At 63.1% G+C, this 17,320-nt stretch carries 14 protein-coding genes; 9 read left to right on the top strand and 5 right to left on the bottom strand.

The window, feature by feature from the left end:
- Nucleotides 1-20: 20 nt before the first annotated feature.
- Nucleotides 21-614 carry a helix-turn-helix domain-containing protein gene (locus tag JG739_RS15205; protein WP_202367157.1) on the bottom strand — a complete coding sequence of 198 codons (594 nt, stop codon included), beginning with the start codon at nucleotides 612-614 and terminating at the stop codon, nucleotides 21-23.
- Between the two features lie 293 nt (nucleotides 615-907).
- Between JG739_RS15205 and JG739_RS15210 the strand changes: the two genes are divergently transcribed.
- A complete protein-coding gene (locus tag JG739_RS15210) occupies nucleotides 908-1,612 on the top strand; it encodes a nitroreductase (protein WP_202367480.1) in 705 nt (234 codons plus the stop codon).
- A 37-nt stretch (nucleotides 1,613-1,649) separates the two neighbouring features.
- Here JG739_RS15210 and JG739_RS15215 read toward each other — a convergent pair whose 3' ends face one another.
- Genes JG739_RS15215 through JG739_RS15230 form a run of 4 tightly spaced genes read right to left on the bottom strand, consistent with a single transcriptional unit; the run spans nucleotide 1,650 to nucleotide 6,801 of the window.
- On the bottom strand, nucleotides 1,650-2,237 hold the full coding sequence (locus tag JG739_RS15215; protein ID WP_202367158.1) for a sarcosine oxidase subunit gamma: 588 nt from the start codon (nucleotides 2,235-2,237) through the stop codon (nucleotides 1,650-1,652).
- A complete protein-coding gene (locus JG739_RS15220; RefSeq protein ID WP_202367159.1) occupies nucleotides 2,230-5,238 on the bottom strand; it encodes a sarcosine oxidase subunit alpha in 3,009 nt (1,002 codons plus the stop codon). Before JG739_RS15220 ends, JG739_RS15215 begins: the two co-directional genes overlap by 8 nt.
- Nucleotides 5,235-5,531: a sarcosine oxidase subunit delta gene (locus JG739_RS15225; RefSeq protein WP_202367160.1), complete on the bottom strand. Its 297-nt coding sequence runs from the start codon at nucleotides 5,529-5,531 to the stop codon at nucleotides 5,235-5,237. The genes JG739_RS15220 and JG739_RS15225 overlap by 4 nt, the downstream gene beginning before the upstream one ends.
- A 10-nt stretch (nucleotides 5,532-5,541) precedes the next feature.
- Complete coding sequence (locus JG739_RS15230; RefSeq protein WP_202367161.1) at nucleotides 5,542-6,801, bottom strand: sarcosine oxidase subunit beta; 1,260 nt, start codon at nucleotides 6,799-6,801, stop codon at nucleotides 5,542-5,544.
- 215 nt (nucleotides 6,802-7,016) lie between these two features.
- Here JG739_RS15230 and JG739_RS15235 point away from each other — a divergent pair, with 215 nt between their 5' ends.
- The 8 genes from JG739_RS15235 to JG739_RS15270 all read left to right on the top strand — a co-directional run bounded on the left by JG739_RS15235 (nucleotide 7,017) and on the right by JG739_RS15270 (nucleotide 17,314).
- Nucleotides 7,017-9,506: a mechanosensitive ion channel family protein gene (locus tag JG739_RS15235; RefSeq protein ID WP_202367162.1), complete on the top strand. Its 2,490-nt coding sequence runs from the start codon at nucleotides 7,017-7,019 to the stop codon at nucleotides 9,504-9,506.
- A 155-nt stretch (nucleotides 9,507-9,661) separates the two neighbouring features.
- Entirely contained in the window at nucleotides 9,662-9,925 is a 264-nt protein-coding gene (locus JG739_RS15240) for a hypothetical protein (protein WP_091594431.1), read from the top strand.
- A 253-nt stretch (nucleotides 9,926-10,178) separates the two neighbouring features.
- Entirely contained in the window at nucleotides 10,179-11,612 is a 1,434-nt protein-coding gene (locus JG739_RS15245) for a UbiA family prenyltransferase (RefSeq protein WP_202367163.1), read from the top strand.
- A 2-nt stretch (nucleotides 11,613-11,614) separates the two neighbouring features.
- Nucleotides 11,615-12,967, top strand: coding sequence for an FAD-binding oxidoreductase (locus JG739_RS15250; RefSeq protein ID WP_202367164.1), 1,353 nt, complete (start codon nucleotides 11,615-11,617; stop codon nucleotides 12,965-12,967).
- A gap of 118 nt (nucleotides 12,968-13,085) precedes the next feature.
- Nucleotides 13,086-13,547 (top strand): EamA family transporter, encoded by a 462-nt coding sequence (locus JG739_RS15255; RefSeq protein ID WP_202367165.1) that lies wholly within the window; start codon nucleotides 13,086-13,088, stop codon nucleotides 13,545-13,547.
- Nucleotides 13,544-14,551 (top strand): NAD-dependent epimerase/dehydratase family protein, encoded by a 1,008-nt coding sequence (locus tag JG739_RS15260; RefSeq protein WP_202367166.1) that lies wholly within the window; start codon nucleotides 13,544-13,546, stop codon nucleotides 14,549-14,551. The genes JG739_RS15255 and JG739_RS15260 overlap by 4 nt, the downstream gene beginning before the upstream one ends.
- A 22-nt stretch (nucleotides 14,552-14,573) precedes the next feature.
- Entirely contained in the window at nucleotides 14,574-16,046 is a 1,473-nt protein-coding gene (locus tag JG739_RS15265) for an aspartate aminotransferase family protein (protein ID WP_202367167.1), read from the top strand.
- A gap of 38 nt (nucleotides 16,047-16,084) precedes the next feature.
- Nucleotides 16,085-17,314 carry a hypothetical protein gene (locus tag JG739_RS15270; RefSeq protein WP_202367168.1) on the top strand — a complete coding sequence of 410 codons (1,230 nt, stop codon included), beginning with the start codon at nucleotides 16,085-16,087 and terminating at the stop codon, nucleotides 17,312-17,314.
- The last annotated feature ends 6 nt before the right edge of the window (nucleotides 17,315-17,320 follow it).

Raw genomic sequence — 17,320 nt, forward strand, 5'->3', positions numbered from 1 at the left:
ATTCTTCTCCAGACTCTAGTCTAGTAGACAGGTGGCGAAACCACCCAGATGACGACCGCCGGCTCCGCACCGGGATTGCGCCAGCGGAACGGCTTGCCGTCGAAGCGAAAGGAGTCGCCTTCGCCAAGCTGGTGCCAGACGCCGGATATCTCGATGTCGAAGCTGCCGGAAGCGACATATCCGGCTTCCTCCGTCGGCCGGCGGGCTTCGGTCTTCAGCTCGGCACCCGGCGCGAAGACCGAACGCAGCATCTCGAAGCTACCGCCGAGATCGGGTGACAGAAGCTCCTCCACCAGGCCGGAATCGCTTGTGCCAAGCGTGCGGCGGCTGCCGGCGCGGACGACCACGCCGCGCTCGTTCTCGACGGGCACGTCGTGGCTGAAGAACAGGCTGACCGGCACGCCGAACAATTCCGCGAAGGCCCTGAGATCGCTGAGCGATGGTATCGACAGGCCGCGCTCGACCTGACTGACCCAGCCAACCGAGCGGCCGAGCTTCAGGCCGGTCTCGGCGAGCGTCAGCCCTCGCGCCCTGCGCAGTGCTCTGATATCGCCGGCCAGCAGCCGTTCGCGGTTTTCCTGCTCAGATCTGACGGCGGTTGAGGGCACAGCCATTTCTCTTTATGAAAAAAATGCCCTTGGTGAAAAATTGAGGGCTGATTTCATCAGGGGCCAGGTTCGTGAAAAAATCAAGGCAATTTTCATGAGGCCACAAGATTTGCTTGCGCCGTTTTGGCGGTTCAGGCAAAGGCTCGGCCACGACGGCGAGTGAGGGCGCCCGATCGAGGCTTACGACAGAGCGCCACGCGTCCAATTGGACCCGCAATGGTGCTCTCTCACTTTCTGGACGGAGCATGATCCTTTCCGGTTACGATTCCGGTTTCCGGGTCACGCGCAAAGGGACGCCCATGCTGGAAAACAGGACAAGGATTACAAATGATGCGACGATCGTCGATGAGGCGATCACGTCGCGCCGTTCGGTGCGGGCCTTCCTGCCCGATATGGTCGACGACGAGACGATCCGCGCCATTCTCGCCGTTGCCGCGCGGGCGCCTTCGGGTACCAACATGCAGCCCTGGCGGGTCTACGTCACCAAGGGCGAGGTGAAGCAGCGGATCACCGACGCCATCCTCAACTCCGGCATCCGTGCCGAAAAGGCCGATTGGGACGAGTATCGCTATTATCCCGATCAGTTCTTCGAGCCCTATCTGACCCGGCGGCGGGCCAACGGCTTCGGCCTCTACAGCGTGCTCGGCATCGGCCGGCGTGAGGTCGACAGGATGCGCGCGCAGCACGACCGCAACTTCGTCTTCTTCGACGCGCCGGTCGGCATGATCTTCACCGTCGACCGGCGGCTGAACAAGGGGTCGTGGATCGATTATGGCATGTTCCTGCAGAACATCATGGTGGCGGCGCGGGGCAGGGGCCTGCACACCTGCCCGCAGGCGGCCTTTGCGCCCTATCACAAGCAGATCAGGCCGGTGCTCAACATTCCCGACGAGGAGATCGTCGTCTGCGGCATGGCGCTCGGCCGTGAGGACACTTCCAAGCCCGAAAACGCGTTCCGCACCGACCGCGCGCCGCTGGAAGAGTGGGTGACGTTCGCCAGGTGAGGTGACGCCAGTTGAGGCGGCGACGCGCCGTCTCGGTCTACTGCACTTCGTAGCCGACTTCCTCGCTGGCATGGCAGAGCGCCTTCCAGAACGAGCGCGCAAACGAGCGGAACACATAGATGTCGAACTGGTCGGCGCCGGTGCGCTGGATCTGGGCGAAGACGTCATGATGCATGGTCGAGCGGCCGGCACCGACCGGGAAGGCCGGCAGCGCGAAGTCGATGGCGAAGAACTTCGCCAGCACCCACTCGGCCTTCGGTCCGGCGATGCGGATCGCGGTGCGGCCGTGCGACAGGTCGGTCACCGTGCCGATATCAGGGGTGACGACATTGTCAAAGGCCGACGCCAGGCCCTCGGCCTCGTCGACCACGGTGAATTTTCCCGGCGCAAAACCGAACACCGACCTGACGCTGTCGGTGCTGCCGGCGCCGGCGCCATCGGGCAGCGCAAGGCCGGTAACGGTGCGAATGCCTGCTATCAGCTCCTTCTCCTGGCCCGGCCAGGCAGCGAGCTGCAGGATCGATCCCGGCCTGGTTTCGGAGAGGATGACCTCGACGCCGTGTTCGAAATCGCCATGCGAGCCGGTGCGCAGCTCCAGCTCAATCGGTGATTGGCGCTCAACCATGCATGCGGCTCCCGTCCGGATCAAAGAAGTGGTTGGAGACGATCTCGACCGGGCCGAACCGCTTGCGCAGAGGATCTGAGATATGGGCGCGCGTGCCGCGCCGCGCCTTGCCGTCCTTGACCAAAGCGAGCGCGATGTACTTGCCGAGCGCCGGCGAATAGCAGCAAGCGGTGATATGGCCGACGGAATCGTGCGGATTGGCTTCGTCAAGCGCCTCGACGATGTTCGCGCCACCGTTGAGCGGCTGGTTGTCCAGCGAAATCAGGCCGACGAGTTCCAGGCGGCCGGGCGCGATCAGGCCCTCGCGATCCATCATCGCCGAGCCGATGAAGGGTTTTTTCCTGGACAGCATCCAGTCGAGATGCAGGTCTCGTGCGGTGGTGCGGCCGTCGATCTCGGCGCCGGTGACGTGGCCCTTCTCGATGCGCAACGTGCCAAGCGCCTCAAGCCCGTAAGTCACCAGTCCGAACGGCTTGCCGGCTTCGATCAAGGCTTCCCAGACATGGGTGCCATAGCCGGCGCCGGAGTAGACTTCAAAGGCCTTTTCGCCGGAGAAGGAAAGCCGGCAGATCATCACCGGCACGCCCGATATATTGCCGTGCACGATGCCCATGAAAGGCAGGGTGGCGTTGTCGACGGCGGTGCCGGTGACGCAAGCAGCAAGAATGGCTCGCGCCTTTGGCCCGCCGATCGCCGCACCAGCCCATTCGTCGGTCACCGAAGTGACATGGACCTTCAGTTCCGGCCAGATGACGTCGAGGAAATACTCCAGATGCTGCATCACCTTGCCGGCATTGGCGGTGGTGGTGGTCATCAGGAAGTCCTGTTCGCCGAGCCGCCACGTCGTGCCGTCGTCGAAGGCGAGGCCGTCCTCGCGCAGCATCAGCCCGTAGCGGGCCTTGCCGACGGCCAGCGTCGAGAACATGTTGGTGTAGACCCGGTCGAGGAATTCCGCCGCGTCCGGGCCCTGCACGGTGATTTTGCCCAGTGTCGAGACGTCGACGATGCCGGCGCTCTCGCGCGTCGCCCTGGCTTCGCGCACATAGGCCTGCTCGATCGTCTCGCCGGGATGGCCATAAATCATCGGACGATGCCAGAGGCCGGCTGAATACATGGTCGCGCCGTTGGCGACGTGCCAGTCATGCATCGGCGTCAGCCGTTCAGGCCTCAGGTCGCCGAAACGCTCCGCGGCGAGTGAGCCGATCGACACGGCCGAAAAAGGTGGGCGAAAGCGTGTCGTGCCGACTTCGGGAATCGGCTTGCCCAGCGCCTCGGCCATGATGGCGAGGCCGGGAATGTTGGAGCTCTTGCCCTGGTCGGTTGCCATGCCGAGCGTGGTGTAGCGCTTCAGATGCTCGACCGAGATGAAGCCTTCGCGATGTGCAAGCCGCACGTCCTCCGCCGTTACGTCGTGCTGGAAATCGACGAAGCTTTTTCCATCGGCCCTGATCTCGAACACCGGCGCCGGGTCGGGATCGCCGGGTGCGGCTTCGACGACCGGCAGGGCCGTTGGCGCACCTGTTCCACCTGCCGCCGAAAGCCCGGCGGCGCGGCCTTCGGCGATGGCCTCGGCAGTGGAAAAGCTGCCGGTGAAAGCGCCGGCGCCAATCCACCGTTGGGTTGGCCACCGCTGTGTTGGCTTCGGTGGCAGGAAGGCTTGTCTGGCGGCATTCCATTCCGCCTTGGCGCCGGCCTGGCTGGCCAGATGGATGGTCGGCGACCAGCCTCCCGACATCAGCAGGCAGTCGGCTTGAATGCTGCGCGCCTCGCCGGCAAGCGCGCCGTTGACCATGTCGAAGCGCTGCACCTTGACGCCTGACAGCGCCCTGCCGCCTTCGGTGGCGACCACGGCGTGACCGAAAAGGATCTTGGCTTCCGCTTCATCGGCGAGTTCGCGCATCTCGCTCGAAAGCTCCGGCCGCACGTCGACGATGGCGACGATCGCCGCACCGGCCCTCTTCAGCGCCAGGGCGGAGCGATAGGCGCTGTCATTGTTGGTGAACAGCGCGATCCTGTTGCCCGGCAGCACGCCGTATTCGTTGGCGTAGCGCGCGGCGGCATGCGCCAGCATCACGCCGGGCCGATCGTTGCCCGGAAACACCAGCGGCCGCTCCAACGAGCCGGTGGCCAGCACCACCGATTTGGCGCGTATGATCCAGTAGCGATGGCGCGGTTCGCCCTTGCCGGGTCTCTCCTTGTGGTCGGCGACCCGTTCGAGCGCGGCGAGCACGTTGCCGTCGTAATAGCCCCAGACCGTGGTGCGCGGCAGCAGGCGGACATTGTCATAGCCTTCGAGCTGGCCGGCGGCTCGCGCCGCCCAGTCGGCCCCGGGCATGCCGTCGATCGTCTCGCCCGACCAGTTGGCCGAGCCGCCGAAATGCGGTTCGAGCTCGCTGAGGATGACACGCGCGCCCTGATCGGCTGCTGCCCTGGCGGCCATCAGCCCGGCCGGACCGGAGCCGACCACCAGCACATCGCAGAAGGCGTTCATGCGCTCGTAACGCGCCGTATCGGCAGCGGTCCCGGCGCGGCCGAGACCGGCGGCGCGGCGGATGAAATGCTCGCAGAACATCCAGAAACGCGTGCTCTTCAGCGGACCGATCGCGGGTCCCATGAAGGTCTTGTAATAGAAGCCGGCGGACAGAAGCCTGCCGCCGAGCTGGTTGGCGGCGCTGACGTCCCAGGCCAGCGACGGAAAGCGGTTCTGGCTGACGGCGGTCAGCCCATCATAGATCTCGACCATGGTCGCGGCGATGTTGGGCTCGCGAACCTCGCCCCGCAGCACCGTCACCAGGGCGTTCGGTTCCTCGGCCCCTGATGTCAGCACGCCGCGGGGACGGTGGTATTTGAACGAGCGCCCGAACAGGGTGACGCCATTGGCCAGCAGCGCTGAGGCAAGGGTGTCGCCGGCGTGTCCGGTGTAAGGCGCGCCGTCGAAGGTGAACCGGATGGTTCGCAGCCGGTCGATCCGGCCGCCGGCATCGGTGCGGCGCGGGCTCATATCTTGCCCTCCGCCTTGTGCCGCGCGGCGGCTTTGTGGTCGCCGCGCGTGAACGCGACGCTGGAGATCTCGTGTGTCAGCGTGTTGCGCACGACCCTGAGATGGGCACGGCAGCCGCCGGAATGCTGCCAGATCTCGTTGTGGTCACCCGCCGGGTTCAAACGGTCATAGACATAGGCGTTCCAGGCATCGAGGTCCTGCGAGGCAGGCTGAGGCCGCTCACGGTTGCCGTCACCCTGATAGGTGAACTCGATGACGTCGCGCGGGCCGCAATAGGGACAGGTAATCAGCATCGAGTTCCACCTAATGCAGCCGCGGCGTCGCGCCCTGGCCCTTGTCGTCGATCACCAAGCCGCGATGGAAGCGATTCAGCGTGAAGGGCGCGTTGATGTCGTGCGGTTCATCCTTGGCGATGGTCCAGGCAAAGCACCAGCCGGAGGCCGGCGTCGCCTTGAAGCCGCCGTAGCACCAGCCGCAGTTGAGATACATGCCCGGCAGCGGGCCGGTGGTGATGATGGGAGAACCGTCCATCGACATGTCGCAGACGCCGCCCCAGGAGCGCAGCATACGAACGCGGGCGAGACCCGGAAACAGCGCCAGCATCTCGCTCATCACCTCGTCGACAACAGGCAAACTGCCGCGCTGGGCGTAGCTGTTGTAGCCGTCGAGATCGCCGCCATAGACAAGGCCGCCCTTGTCCGACTGCGACATGTAGAAATGGCCCATGCCGAAGGTCAGAACCGTGTCGATGAAAGGCTTCAGCGATTCCGTCACGAAGGCCTGCAGCACTTGGCTCTCGATCGGCATCGTATCGATGCCGGCGAGCCGCATGACTTGCCCGGTGCTGCCGGCCACCGCGACCGCCACCTTCCTGGCGCGGACCTCGCCGCGCGAGGTCGTGACACCTGATATGCGATCGCCGTCGCGTAGGAAGCCGGTGACCTCGCAATTCTCGATGATGTCGACGCCACGGCGGTCGGCACCACGTGCATAGCCCCAGGCGACGGCATCATGGCGGGCGGTGCCGGCGCGCCGCTGCATCAGGCCGCCGACGATTGGGAAGCGCGCCGTGGCGGAGACGTTCAGCGCCGGCACCAGGCGCGCGATCTCGGCCGTGGTCATCAGTTCGGCGTCGACGCCGAGATGGCGCATGGCGTTGCCGCGGCGGGCAAAATCGTCGAGCTGGGCGGGCGTGTGCGCGAGGTTGAGGCAGCCGCGCTGCGAGAACATGACGTTGTAGTTGAGATCGTGCGACAGGTTCTCCCACAGCTTCATCGAATGTTCGTAGAAGCGGGTGTTGGCCGGCAGCAGGTAGTTGGAGCGGACGGCTGTCGTGTTGCGGCCGACATTGCCGGAGCCGAGCCAGCCCTTTTCAAGCACCGCGACGTTGGTGATGCCGTGCTCCTTGGCGAGATAATAGGCGGTCGACAGGCCATGGCCGCCGCCGCCGATGACGATCACGTCGTAGGACGCCTTCGGGTCCGGCTTGCGCCAGGCCGGTTTCCAGTCCTTGTTGCCGGACAGCGCGTTTTTGAGAAGCGAGAAGGCCGAATATTCCGCCATTGTTTTTGTTGTCCGTTCTGGCTTATCGTCGTCCGTGTAGGCGATGCGGCACACTATAGAACAGGCCGCTGCCGCAAAGCCAATATTGCGCCATCGCTTTTCGACTGGCCGACTCCGAAGGGCGGGCAGAGCGGGACGGCTTGCTCCCTTGTATGAGCGTCTTTATCAAGGGCGAGCTTTAGAACGCCTTACCGTCTGTGAGTCGCCAAACGATCATGCTTTTCCGACTGCTCCGCCTTGTCCTGGTCCTGGCGATCGTCGCCTCGGCGCCGCTGTCGCTTGATGCTGCGGCGCAGGGGCCTGAGCAGGGTGTCTCTGGAGTGGTCGTCGACCAGCAGAAAATCCTGCAGGACCTGACGACGAGGACCGACACTCTCGAAAAGAAAATCCAGGAAGACGGTGACGACGACGCCAGCCTTGTCGATATCCGCCTGCAGCTCGAGGAAATGTCGCGAGGTGCGCTGAACAGCGCGCTTGCCTTCCGCCCGCGCCTTTCGGAGATCAACGCAAGGCTCGATCAGCTCGGGGCGCCGCCGGCCGCCGGCCAGCCGCCCGAACCCGACATCGTGACCAGCGAGCGCCAGGCGCTGGCGTCCGAAAAGGCCGAGATCAATGCTGTCATCGCCGCGGCGCAAAACCTGTCGATCCGCATCAGCGGCCTCATCGCCAAGATCGGCAATATGCGCAGCGAGCTGTTTCGCAACCTGCTCACCAAGCGCTACGTGCTGTCCGACGCGTTGAGCCCCGAGGTCATTTCCGACGCCAACGGTGAATTTACCGGCTTCTACAAGGCAGTGTCATCGTGGCTGGCCTTCGCCTTCAAGTTCAAGTTCCAGGCTGTGCTGGCCGCGACCTTGACGGCGCTTTCGCTGGCGGCGGTGCTTTTTGTCGGTGGGCGGCGTCTGTTCGGGCGTGTCTTCGAAGCCGACCCTTCGATCGAAGATCCGTCCTATCTCAGCCGGCTGTCGGTGGCGTTCTGGTCGACGTTGCTGCCGACGCTGGCGGTCGGCGCCTTCCTGGTCTCGACGGTTTTCTTTTTCAACTATTACAATGTGTTGCGCGGCGACATTGGTGTTTTCCTGAATGCGCTGGTCGCGGTAATCGCGGTGGTATTCTGCGTCAACCGCCTGGCCAATGCGGCGCTGGAGCCGCGGCTGCCGAACTGGCGGCTCATCCCGGTTGAAACCGGCCCGGCACGCTGGCTGGTGCGGCTGACGACCGCCATGGCGGTGGTGATCGGCGTCAACAATTTCCTGTCGGTCGTCAACGACAAGATGGGCTCACCGCTGTCGCTGACCATCGCCAGAAGTTTTGTCGCCACCATCATCGTCGGCATCATCCTGATCCTGATGGGCCTGCTGAAACCGTTCAAGGCTGCCGACGGAAGCTGGCGCCCCTGGCCGGCGTGGCTGCGCTACACGGCAGTCGCGATCGGCCTTTTCACCATTGCCACTGCGCTGCTCGGCTATATCGGCCTTGCCATCTTCGTCTCGCTGCAAGTCGTGGTCACCGGCACCATTCTGGTCACCGCCTATATCGGCTTTCTGTCGGCGCGGGCGATCAGCGAGGAAGGCGGCTTTGCCAACACATCGATCGGCCGCTGGCTATCGACCAATTCCAGTTATGAGGAGTCGGCGCTCGACCAACTCGGCCTTGTCGTCAGCGTCGCCATCAACTTGATGATCGTGCTGGTGTTCCTGCCGCTGATCCTGTTGATGTGGGGCTTCCAGCCCGGCGACATCGAGGCCTGGGGCTACAAGCTGGCGACGGGCCTCACCATCGGCTCGGTGACGATCTCGGTGACCGGCATCCTCACCGGCATCATCGTCTTCATCATCGGCTATTTCCTGACGCGCTGGTTCCAGGGCTGGCTCGACGGCTCGGTGATGGCGCGCGGCAAAGTCGATACCGGCGTGCGCAACTCGATTCGGCTGGCGGTCGGCTATGCCGGCGTCGCGCTCGCAGCACTCGTCGGCGTCTCGGCGGCGGGCATCGATCTCTCCAACCTGGCGCTTGTCGCCGGCGCCCTGTCGCTCGGTATCGGCTTTGGCCTGCAGAATGTCGTCTCCAACTTCGTCTCCGGCCTGATCCTTTTGGCCGAGCGGCCGTTCAAGGTCGGCGACTGGATCGTCGCCGGTGAGATCAGCGGCACGGTCAAGAAGATCAGCGTGCGCGCCACCGAGATCGAGACGTTCCAGCGCCAGTCGGTGATCCTGCCCAATTCAAACCTGATCAACAATGCGGTCGGCAACTGGACGCACCGCAACAAGCTCGGTCGCGTCGACATCAAGGTCGGCGTTGCCTATGGCAGCGACGTCAAGCAGGCCCATGCTGTGCTGTTGGAGATTGCGCGCGGCCATCCGCTGGTGCTGAAAAATCCGGAACCCTTCGTGCTGTTCACCAATTTCGGGGCGGCCGCTCTCGAATTCGAAATCCGTGTGTTCCTGGCCGACGTGTTGAACGGCAACATCGTCCAGAACGACATTCGTTTTGCCGTCCTCGATGCGTTCGCCGATCAGCATATCGAAATTCCGTCGGCGCCGCGCGCTGTCGTTGAGACCAAGAAGGATGCGGCGTGGCCGATCGATGACGACAAGATCGAAGTCGATTTTGCCGAACAGGAGCAAGCCAAGGCGGAAGCCGTGGCCGAGGCGAAACGCCTGGCTAGATCCGGGCGCAAAACCCGCAAGCCGGATCCCGATTAGGGTACTCAAATCCGGCTTTCGACGCAGCCAAAGCAATTGCGGCATGAATGCGGCATTCAGTTGCCGTTCAGCTGGCATCTCATATAAGCTCACATGCAAAGGGCGGGAATGCCTTGCGAAACGCAACAGAGGCGGTGGCAACACCGATACTGCAAATGTGGAAGTCTCTCGTCGCCGCCATTGCTTTTCTTGCCGTGGGCGGTTCAGCCTTGGCCGCCAGCGCCACCAACAAGGACGCCGAGACCCGCACACTCGTCGTGACCGAAGGCGGTGGCAAGACGGAACTGGCGCTGGCCGCCGGCGAAACCGCGGAATTCTGCCCGACCGGCTGTTTCGTTACCATGCCGAACGGCGACCTCGAGGCGCTGACTGGTTCGGAAACAATCGAAATCTCAGGCGGTGTCGCCCGCATCAAGTAACCGCGTCAAAAAACTGTTTTTTCGAAGGCTGGGCAAATGCCCGGCCTTTGAACGTTTCGAGTTATCGAAACTTAACGATGAAAGGGAAAATACCGTCACGCAAACCAGGCCAGGCTGGGCGTTTTAACGATCGCTGCGCTGTTCCCCGTTATATCGGCCGAAGACGCCGAAGCATGGGGTTTTGGATCGGCGCCTGATCCTTTTCGAAAGGTCGGCTTTCGGGATCATGCGCTTTTAGGCAGGGCAACGAAGAATGGATGCGCGGTCTGACAGGAACGCAATCCCGCTTGCGGTCGATCTCGATGGCACGCTGATCGCAACGGACCTGTTGTGGGAAGGCCTGTTCATCCTTCTCAAGAAGAATCCGCTCTATATTTTCCTGGTGCCGTTCTGGCTCGCTGGCGGGCCGGCGCGGTTGAAGCAGGCCATCGCTCAACGCATCGACATCGATCCTGCGTCGCTGCCCTACCGCGAGGCGCTGCTTCAGCGCCTTCGCACCGAACATGGCGAAGGCCGCAAGATCGTGCTGGCGACCGGGACGCCGCGTAAATTCGCCGAGGCGATCGCCGCACATCTCGGGATATTCGATCGCGTCCTGGCGACCGACGGCCCCCACAACATGACTTCAGGCAGAAAGCGCGCCTCGCTTGTCGCCGCCTATGGCGATGGCGGCTTCGACTATGCCGGCAACAGCCGGCACGACCTTAGGGTATTCGACGCCGCACGCACGGCAATCGTCGTCGCGCCCGACCGCCATGCCGCGCGCTGGCAGGCCGCGCACAGTGCCGAAATCATGCCGGCGCCGAAGCCGACATTCAGAACCATCGTCAAGATGCTGCGCGTTCATCAGTGGCTGAAGAACTCGCTGATCGCGGTGCCGATGGTGCTGTCGCACGAATACTTCAACGCCGACATGATCTGGAAATGCCTGCTGGCATTCGTCTCGTTCAGCGCAGTCGCTTCCGCCATCTACATCTTCAATGATTTCTTCGATCTCGCGCTCGACCGCAAACACCTGACCAAGCGCAACCGGCCCTTTGCCAGCGGCGCGCTGTCGATCCCGTTCGGCCTCGGTTCAATGATGGTGCTGCTCGCAACAGGCGTTGGTGCAGGGCTTCTGCTGCCGATCGAATTCCTCGGCGTGCTCGGCGGCTACATGGTCATCACCATCGGCTATTCGCTATCGTTCAAGCGCATGCTTCTGATCGATGTGCTGATATTGGCCGGTCTCTACACGATCCGCGTTCTGGCGGGCGCCGCGGCGACCGGCGTCGACGCCTCGTTCTGGCTGCTGGCCTTCTCGATCTTCTTTTTCCTGTCGCTGGCGCTGGTAAAGCGGTTTGTCGAGCTGCGCACGACCGCCATTCCGGCCGGCGAGCGCATTGCCGGCCGCGGCTACCGCACCGAAGACCAGGAGATCGTCGCCCAGGCGGGCATGGCCTCGGCCTTTTCCTCGGCACTGGTGCTGGCGCTCTATATGGACAGCGTTGCAGTGCGCGAACTTTATCCGCATCCCTGGCTGGTCTGGCCGCTGGCGCCGATTGTGCTTTACCTGACCATGCGCGTCTGGATTCTCGCCCGCCGCGACCAGATGCATGACGATCCGGTCGTCTTCATCATCCGCGACTGGCGCAGCCAGATCGTCGTGCTGATCGGCGCCGTGTTTCTGGTCGCCGGAGGCTGGTAGGCGTGGGGCAGGAGCGGTTCCAGAGCTTCGGTCTTGCCACGCCACCGGCACTCAATGTGATCTCGGCGGATGACGCTGTTGCGCTGCTGAAGAGCCGCAAGGCGACAAGAAACGCTTTGCTCGCCTACGGCAACGGCCGCTCCTATGGCGATTCCTGCCAGAATGGGGTGGGCGCGATCGTCGATATGCGGCCGCTGAACAGGATTCGCGCCTTCAATGCCGAAACCGGCGTGATCGAGGCCGAGGCTGGCGTGCTTCTGTCCGACATCATCGCCCATGCAGCACCATACGGCTTCTTTCCGGCCGTCGTTCCGGGCACGCAGTTCGTCACGCTCGGCGGCGCCATCGCCAATGACGTTCACGGCAAGAACCATCACCGGCGCGGCACCTTCGGCTGCCATGTCGAATCCTTCATGCTGCTCAGATCGGACGGACAGGCCCATTACTGCTCGGCCACCGAGAATGAACGCCAGTTCGCGGCGACGATCGGCGGCATGGGGTTGACTGGCCTGATCCTGTCCGCATCGATCCGGCTGATGCGGGTACCATCGCTCGACATCGTCGAGAAGGTGACGCCGTTCCGTGATCTCAGCGAATTCTTCGAACTTGCAGAAGTGGCCGATCAGGCCAACGAATACGTCGTCGCCTGGCTCGACCAGCTTGCCGGCGGCCACAGTCGCGGGCGCGGGCTGCTGTTCACCGGCAATCACGCCGAGCATGGTTCCCATTGCGCCTTGCGGGCCGGTGGAAATCTTTCGGTGCCGTTCCAGCTGCCGTTCAACGTGCTCAACCGGCCGTTCCTGACTGCCTTCAATGCCGCCTACCGGTGGAAGAAAGGCCGGTCCACGGCGCCGCGCCAGGTGGGCTACCAGGGTTTCTTCTTTCCGCTCGACGGCGTCGGCAACTGGAACCGGCTCTATGGACCGAACGGGCTTTTCCAGCACCAGAGCGTGGTGCCGCAAGACGTCGCGCGCCGAGTGGTGCCGGCATTGCTTGGGGCGGCAAAACGGGCCGGGCAGGGCTCGTTCCTCACCGTCCTGAAGCGCTTCGGCGGGGTCCGCTCGCCGGCACTGCTGTCGTTCCCGCGACCGGGTTTCACGTTGACGCTGGATTTCCCCAACCGTGGCCGTGCGACGCTGGCGCTGCTGAAGGAACTCGACCAAATCACAGTCGAGGCCGGTGGCGCGGTCAATCCTTACAAGGACGCCCGCATGGGCGACGACGTTTTCGCAGCCTCTTTTCCGGAATGGCAATGCATCGAAGCGATCCGCGATCCCGCCTTCATGTCGAGTTTCTGGGCGCGAACGGCGAAAAAGCTTGAGGCGCGACACGGAATCGCAGAAGCCGCGGAATAGATAAAATTCGAATAGTTCGTGGTTAACGGATATAAAGAAAGGTTTCCTCAAGATTTTTTGTGCTTCACGAAATATTTGGAAGTTTTCAATAGAACGGGGAAGGGTTGATGGAAAAAGCATGAAATACATCGTCTTCATTCTGTTCACGGTCATGACAAACGCTGCCGCGCAGCTGATGCTGAAGCAGGGCATGATGTCACTCGGTGCGATTTCCCTCGAGGGCACCCATCCGTTGCTGAAGCTGTTGCAGATCGTCTTCAGCCCATGGGTTTTCCTCGGCCTGTGCACCTTCGTCATCTCGATGGCGTCGCACCTCTATGTGCTGTCCAAGGTAGAGCTCAGCTTCGCCTATCCGTTCCTCAGTCTCGCCTATGTCGCCGTTGCGATCTTCGCCTATTTCATCTTCCGCGAAGACCTCAATGGCTGGCGTATCGCCGGCATCACTTTCATCTGCGTTGGCACGGTGCTGATCGCCCAAAGTGGCCGGGATTTGGGTGGCCGGGATTTGGGTGGTCGCGGGCATGACGAGGAAACGGCATCCCTTTCGTCTGACAAGATTCAAAGTGGGATCGTTCGATGAGACATGTGATCTTCGGCGGCGACGGTTTCGTCGGCCGCCACCTTGCTTCGAAAATTCTGGCCGACGGCGAGGAGGTGGTCGTCGCCGACATCGCCAGGAGCGACCTGCCGCATTACCGCTTCGCCCGATTTGTCAGGTGCGACGTCACCGATCCCGTATCTGTGGCGGCAGTCGGGCTGAAGGCCGATGACATGATCTACAATCTGTCGGCGAAAATGCTGTCGCCGATCCAGGTGCGCGCCAAGCGCCACGAATTCTTCTTCCCAGTGAATTTTCACGGCACCGAGCACATCATGCAGGCGATGGACAGAGCCGGTGCGCCCAAGCTCGTCCATTACACGACCGACATGATCTACGGCCATACGGTTACGCAGCCGATGACCGAGGAGCACCCGGTCGCGCCGCTCGGCGAATATGGCTGGTCGAAGCAGAAGACCGAGGAACTGGCTGCTGAATGGCGCAAGCGCGGCATGTCGATCTCGCTGTTTCGACCGCGCCTGATCATCGGCCCCGGTCGCCTCGGCATCCTCGAAAAGCTGTTCAAGCTGATCGACTGGAACCTTCCGGTGCCGATGATCGGCTCGGGCAAGAACCCGTATCAGTTCATCTCGGTGTTCGACTGCGCCGAGGCGGCGCGCGCCGCCTGGAAGGCCGGCGTGCCGGATGAGGCCTATAATCTCGGCTCGCTCAACCCGCCGCCGGTCCGGAAACTGCTCGGCGACCTGATCAAGCATGCCGGTTCGAAATCGATCCTGATCCCGACGCCGGGCTGGGCGGTCAAGCGCACGCTCGACCTGCTCGACCTGTTGAACATGCCGATCATGGATCCGGAGCAGTATCTGATCGCCGACGAGGATTGCGTGCTCGACGTGTCCAAGGCCGAACGCCAGCTCGGCTGGGTGCCGCAATATCGCGACGAGGACATGCTGATCGCCGCCTACAGCGAATATCGCGCCAAGAAAGACGGCTATGCCGTCGCCGCCGAACACGTGCCCGCCGAGTGAAGGCCAGCAGGAGACTCTTGAAATGACCGTCATGACCAAGCCAGACGACACGACTGCGCGCGCCGCCGTCAGCGCGCCGGCACTTTCGCCCGCCATCACCGCCAAACCCGATCTGATCAGCGTCGAGCAGGCCAAGGCGATGGACGTCGCGCGCATGACCGACCTGTTCAAGGCGCATCTCAACCCCGGCCAGCTGCATTTCATGAAGCTGCTTGGGTTCAACAAGATCAAGATCGAGCGCGCCGAAGGCATGTTCTACATCGACCAGAACGGGCGCAAGATCCTGGATTTCTTTGGCGGCTTCGGCTCGCTGGCCTTCGGCCACAATCATCCGCGCCTTCTCGAGGCGCGCAAAAAGTTCCAGGAGGAGAAGCGGCAGGAGATCGCCATCGCCTTCATGTCGCAATACGCGGCGGCGCTGGCGCACAATCTCGCCAAATGCTCGCCCGGCGACCTCGACATGGTGTTTCTGGGCTCTTCCGGCTCGGAAGCCATGGAGGCGGCGGTGAAGCTCGCCGAGCGTGCCGCCGGCTCGAAGCGGCCCAAAATCGTCTATGCCGAGAATTCCTTCCACGGCAAGACCAAAGGCGTGCTGGCGATCACCGACGGCTCGCTCTATCGCGCCGACTTCAAGATGGCCGACAATGTCTTGCGCATTCCGTTCGCCGACATCGAAGCGGTCGAGCGCACGTTCCGTTCTGATCCCGAGGTCGGCGTTATCGTGCTCGAAACCATCCAGGGCGGCGGCGGCATCATCCAGGCGCCTGCCGAATACTGGCATAAGCTGCGTGCGCTGTGCGATCAATACGGTGTTCTGTGGGTCGCCGACGAGGTGCAGTGCGGCTATGGGCGCTCCGGTCGCTTCTATGCCTTCGAGCACTACGGCGTCGTTCCGGATGTGACGGCGCTGGCAAAGTCGCTTGGTGGCGGCAAGGCGGCGGTCGGCGCCATGATCGCCAGGCGCGAGGTCTATATGAAGGCCTACGGCACGCCGAAGACGGCGATGATCCACGCCATGGCCACTTTCGGCGGCATGGGCGAGGCCTGCGTCACCTCGATCGAGGCTCTCAACGTGCTTTACGAAGAGGGGCTGATCGACAACGCCGCGGCCACCGGCGACTATCTGCTGCAACACCTGCAGGCGCTCAAGGAGAAACATCCCAACATCATCAAGGACGTGCGCGGCAAAGGCTTGATGGTCGGGCTGGAATTCCACGACTTTTCGCAGACCTTGCCGATGGTGCTGCGGCCTGTGGTCAGCGTGCTTGACGACAAGCTGAAGGGGTCCTTGTCCGGCTTCGTCGGTGCTTTGCTGCTGCGCGACTACGATGTGCTCGTTGCCTTCACCGAATACAACCGCAACGTCATCCGTCTCGAACCGCCGCTGATCTGCCAGCGCGAACATGTCGACCGCTTCGTCGAGGCGCTCGACAGCCTGTTGACCCGCGGCATCGTGTCGATCGTGAAGGATTTCGTCAAAAGCCAGGTCCGCTAGCCCCAGGTCCGCCAGCCCCAGGTCCGCCGAGCGAAACCATGCTGACCAAATCTCCGGCTCCGACAAACCTGCTCGACCGGCTGACCGAGGGCGGTCTGGCATGGGGCGAGGGCACCTATGCGCGTCTTGCCGCACCGATCGGGGCGGCGACCTTAGCGCTCTACATCCTGCTGACCGCGGTGATGGCATGGTTCATCCCCGACGCCAATTGGGACATGCTGCCCTACCTCGCGATCGCCGAGGAAGGCAGCTATCGCGATGTGCAGGCGCTGCACGATTATGCCTATGGCATGGTTAGGGGCGGTGTGTCGGCGGGCGACTACAAGGCACTGATCGATGATGGCGGCGGCTTCCGCAGTCATATGGCCGGGAACGCCGCCGATTTCCATTCGCTGCTCGGCATGTACCGGATCAAGTTCCTCTACGCCGAGATTCTTTCGACGATGAGTTCGGTGATGTCGCCGGTCGAGGCGATGCGCGCGGTCTCGGTGCTGTCAGTGCTGGTGTTCGGTGCGATCGCGCTGCTCTGGCTGCGATCCGAGGGCGCGCTGGCGCTGGCGCCGGTCGTCGGCGCGGTGCTGATGATGGCCGAATTCGGCGACGCGGCGCGGGCCGCGACGCCGGATCTGCTGTGCTCGGCCCTGTTCCTCGGCGGGCTCTTTACCTATGTGCGCGGTCGCGAGGTGGCCACCGCAATCCTGCTCTTTCTCGCCTTCATGGCGCGGCCCGACAACATCGTCTTTCTCACCGTCTTCGCGGTGTTGCTGGTCGCGTTCCGGCAGAAGGCGTGGGGCGCGCTGGCCGGCTTTGCCGCCTCCCTGGTCGCCTATTTCGCCATCTCGCATTGGACGCAGCACCCCGGCTGGTGGCCGCATCTGTGGTTCTCCTCGATCGAGCAGCACTACAACATGAACGGCTTCGATCCGCCGTTCTCGGCTGTCGCCTATCTTCGGGCTTTTGCCGTCTCCATGGTCCGCGCCGTCAGCCTGAACAGCTGGGTCGGCACCTCGGTGCTGGCGCTGGCGGGCTGCTATGCGGCAAGCCGCGCCGGCTTCAAGCTCGACCGCCGCGCCGGCATCCTGTTTGCGGCCCTGGTGCTTGGCGTGCTGGCGAAGTTCACCGTCTTCCCGATCCACGACACCCGCATCTACTTTCCCAATCTGATCCCGCCGTTCCTGCTGCTCGCCGGCCCCTTCATGGCGCTTTGGGCGAGCATCAAAGGACATCGCGCCGCAGTGTTGGACGTCGTTCCCGTCGATAAGTCATGAGTTCCG

This window comes from Mesorhizobium sp. L-2-11, assembly GCF_016756595.1.
Classification (GTDB): Bacteria; Pseudomonadota; Alphaproteobacteria; order Rhizobiales; family Rhizobiaceae; genus Mesorhizobium.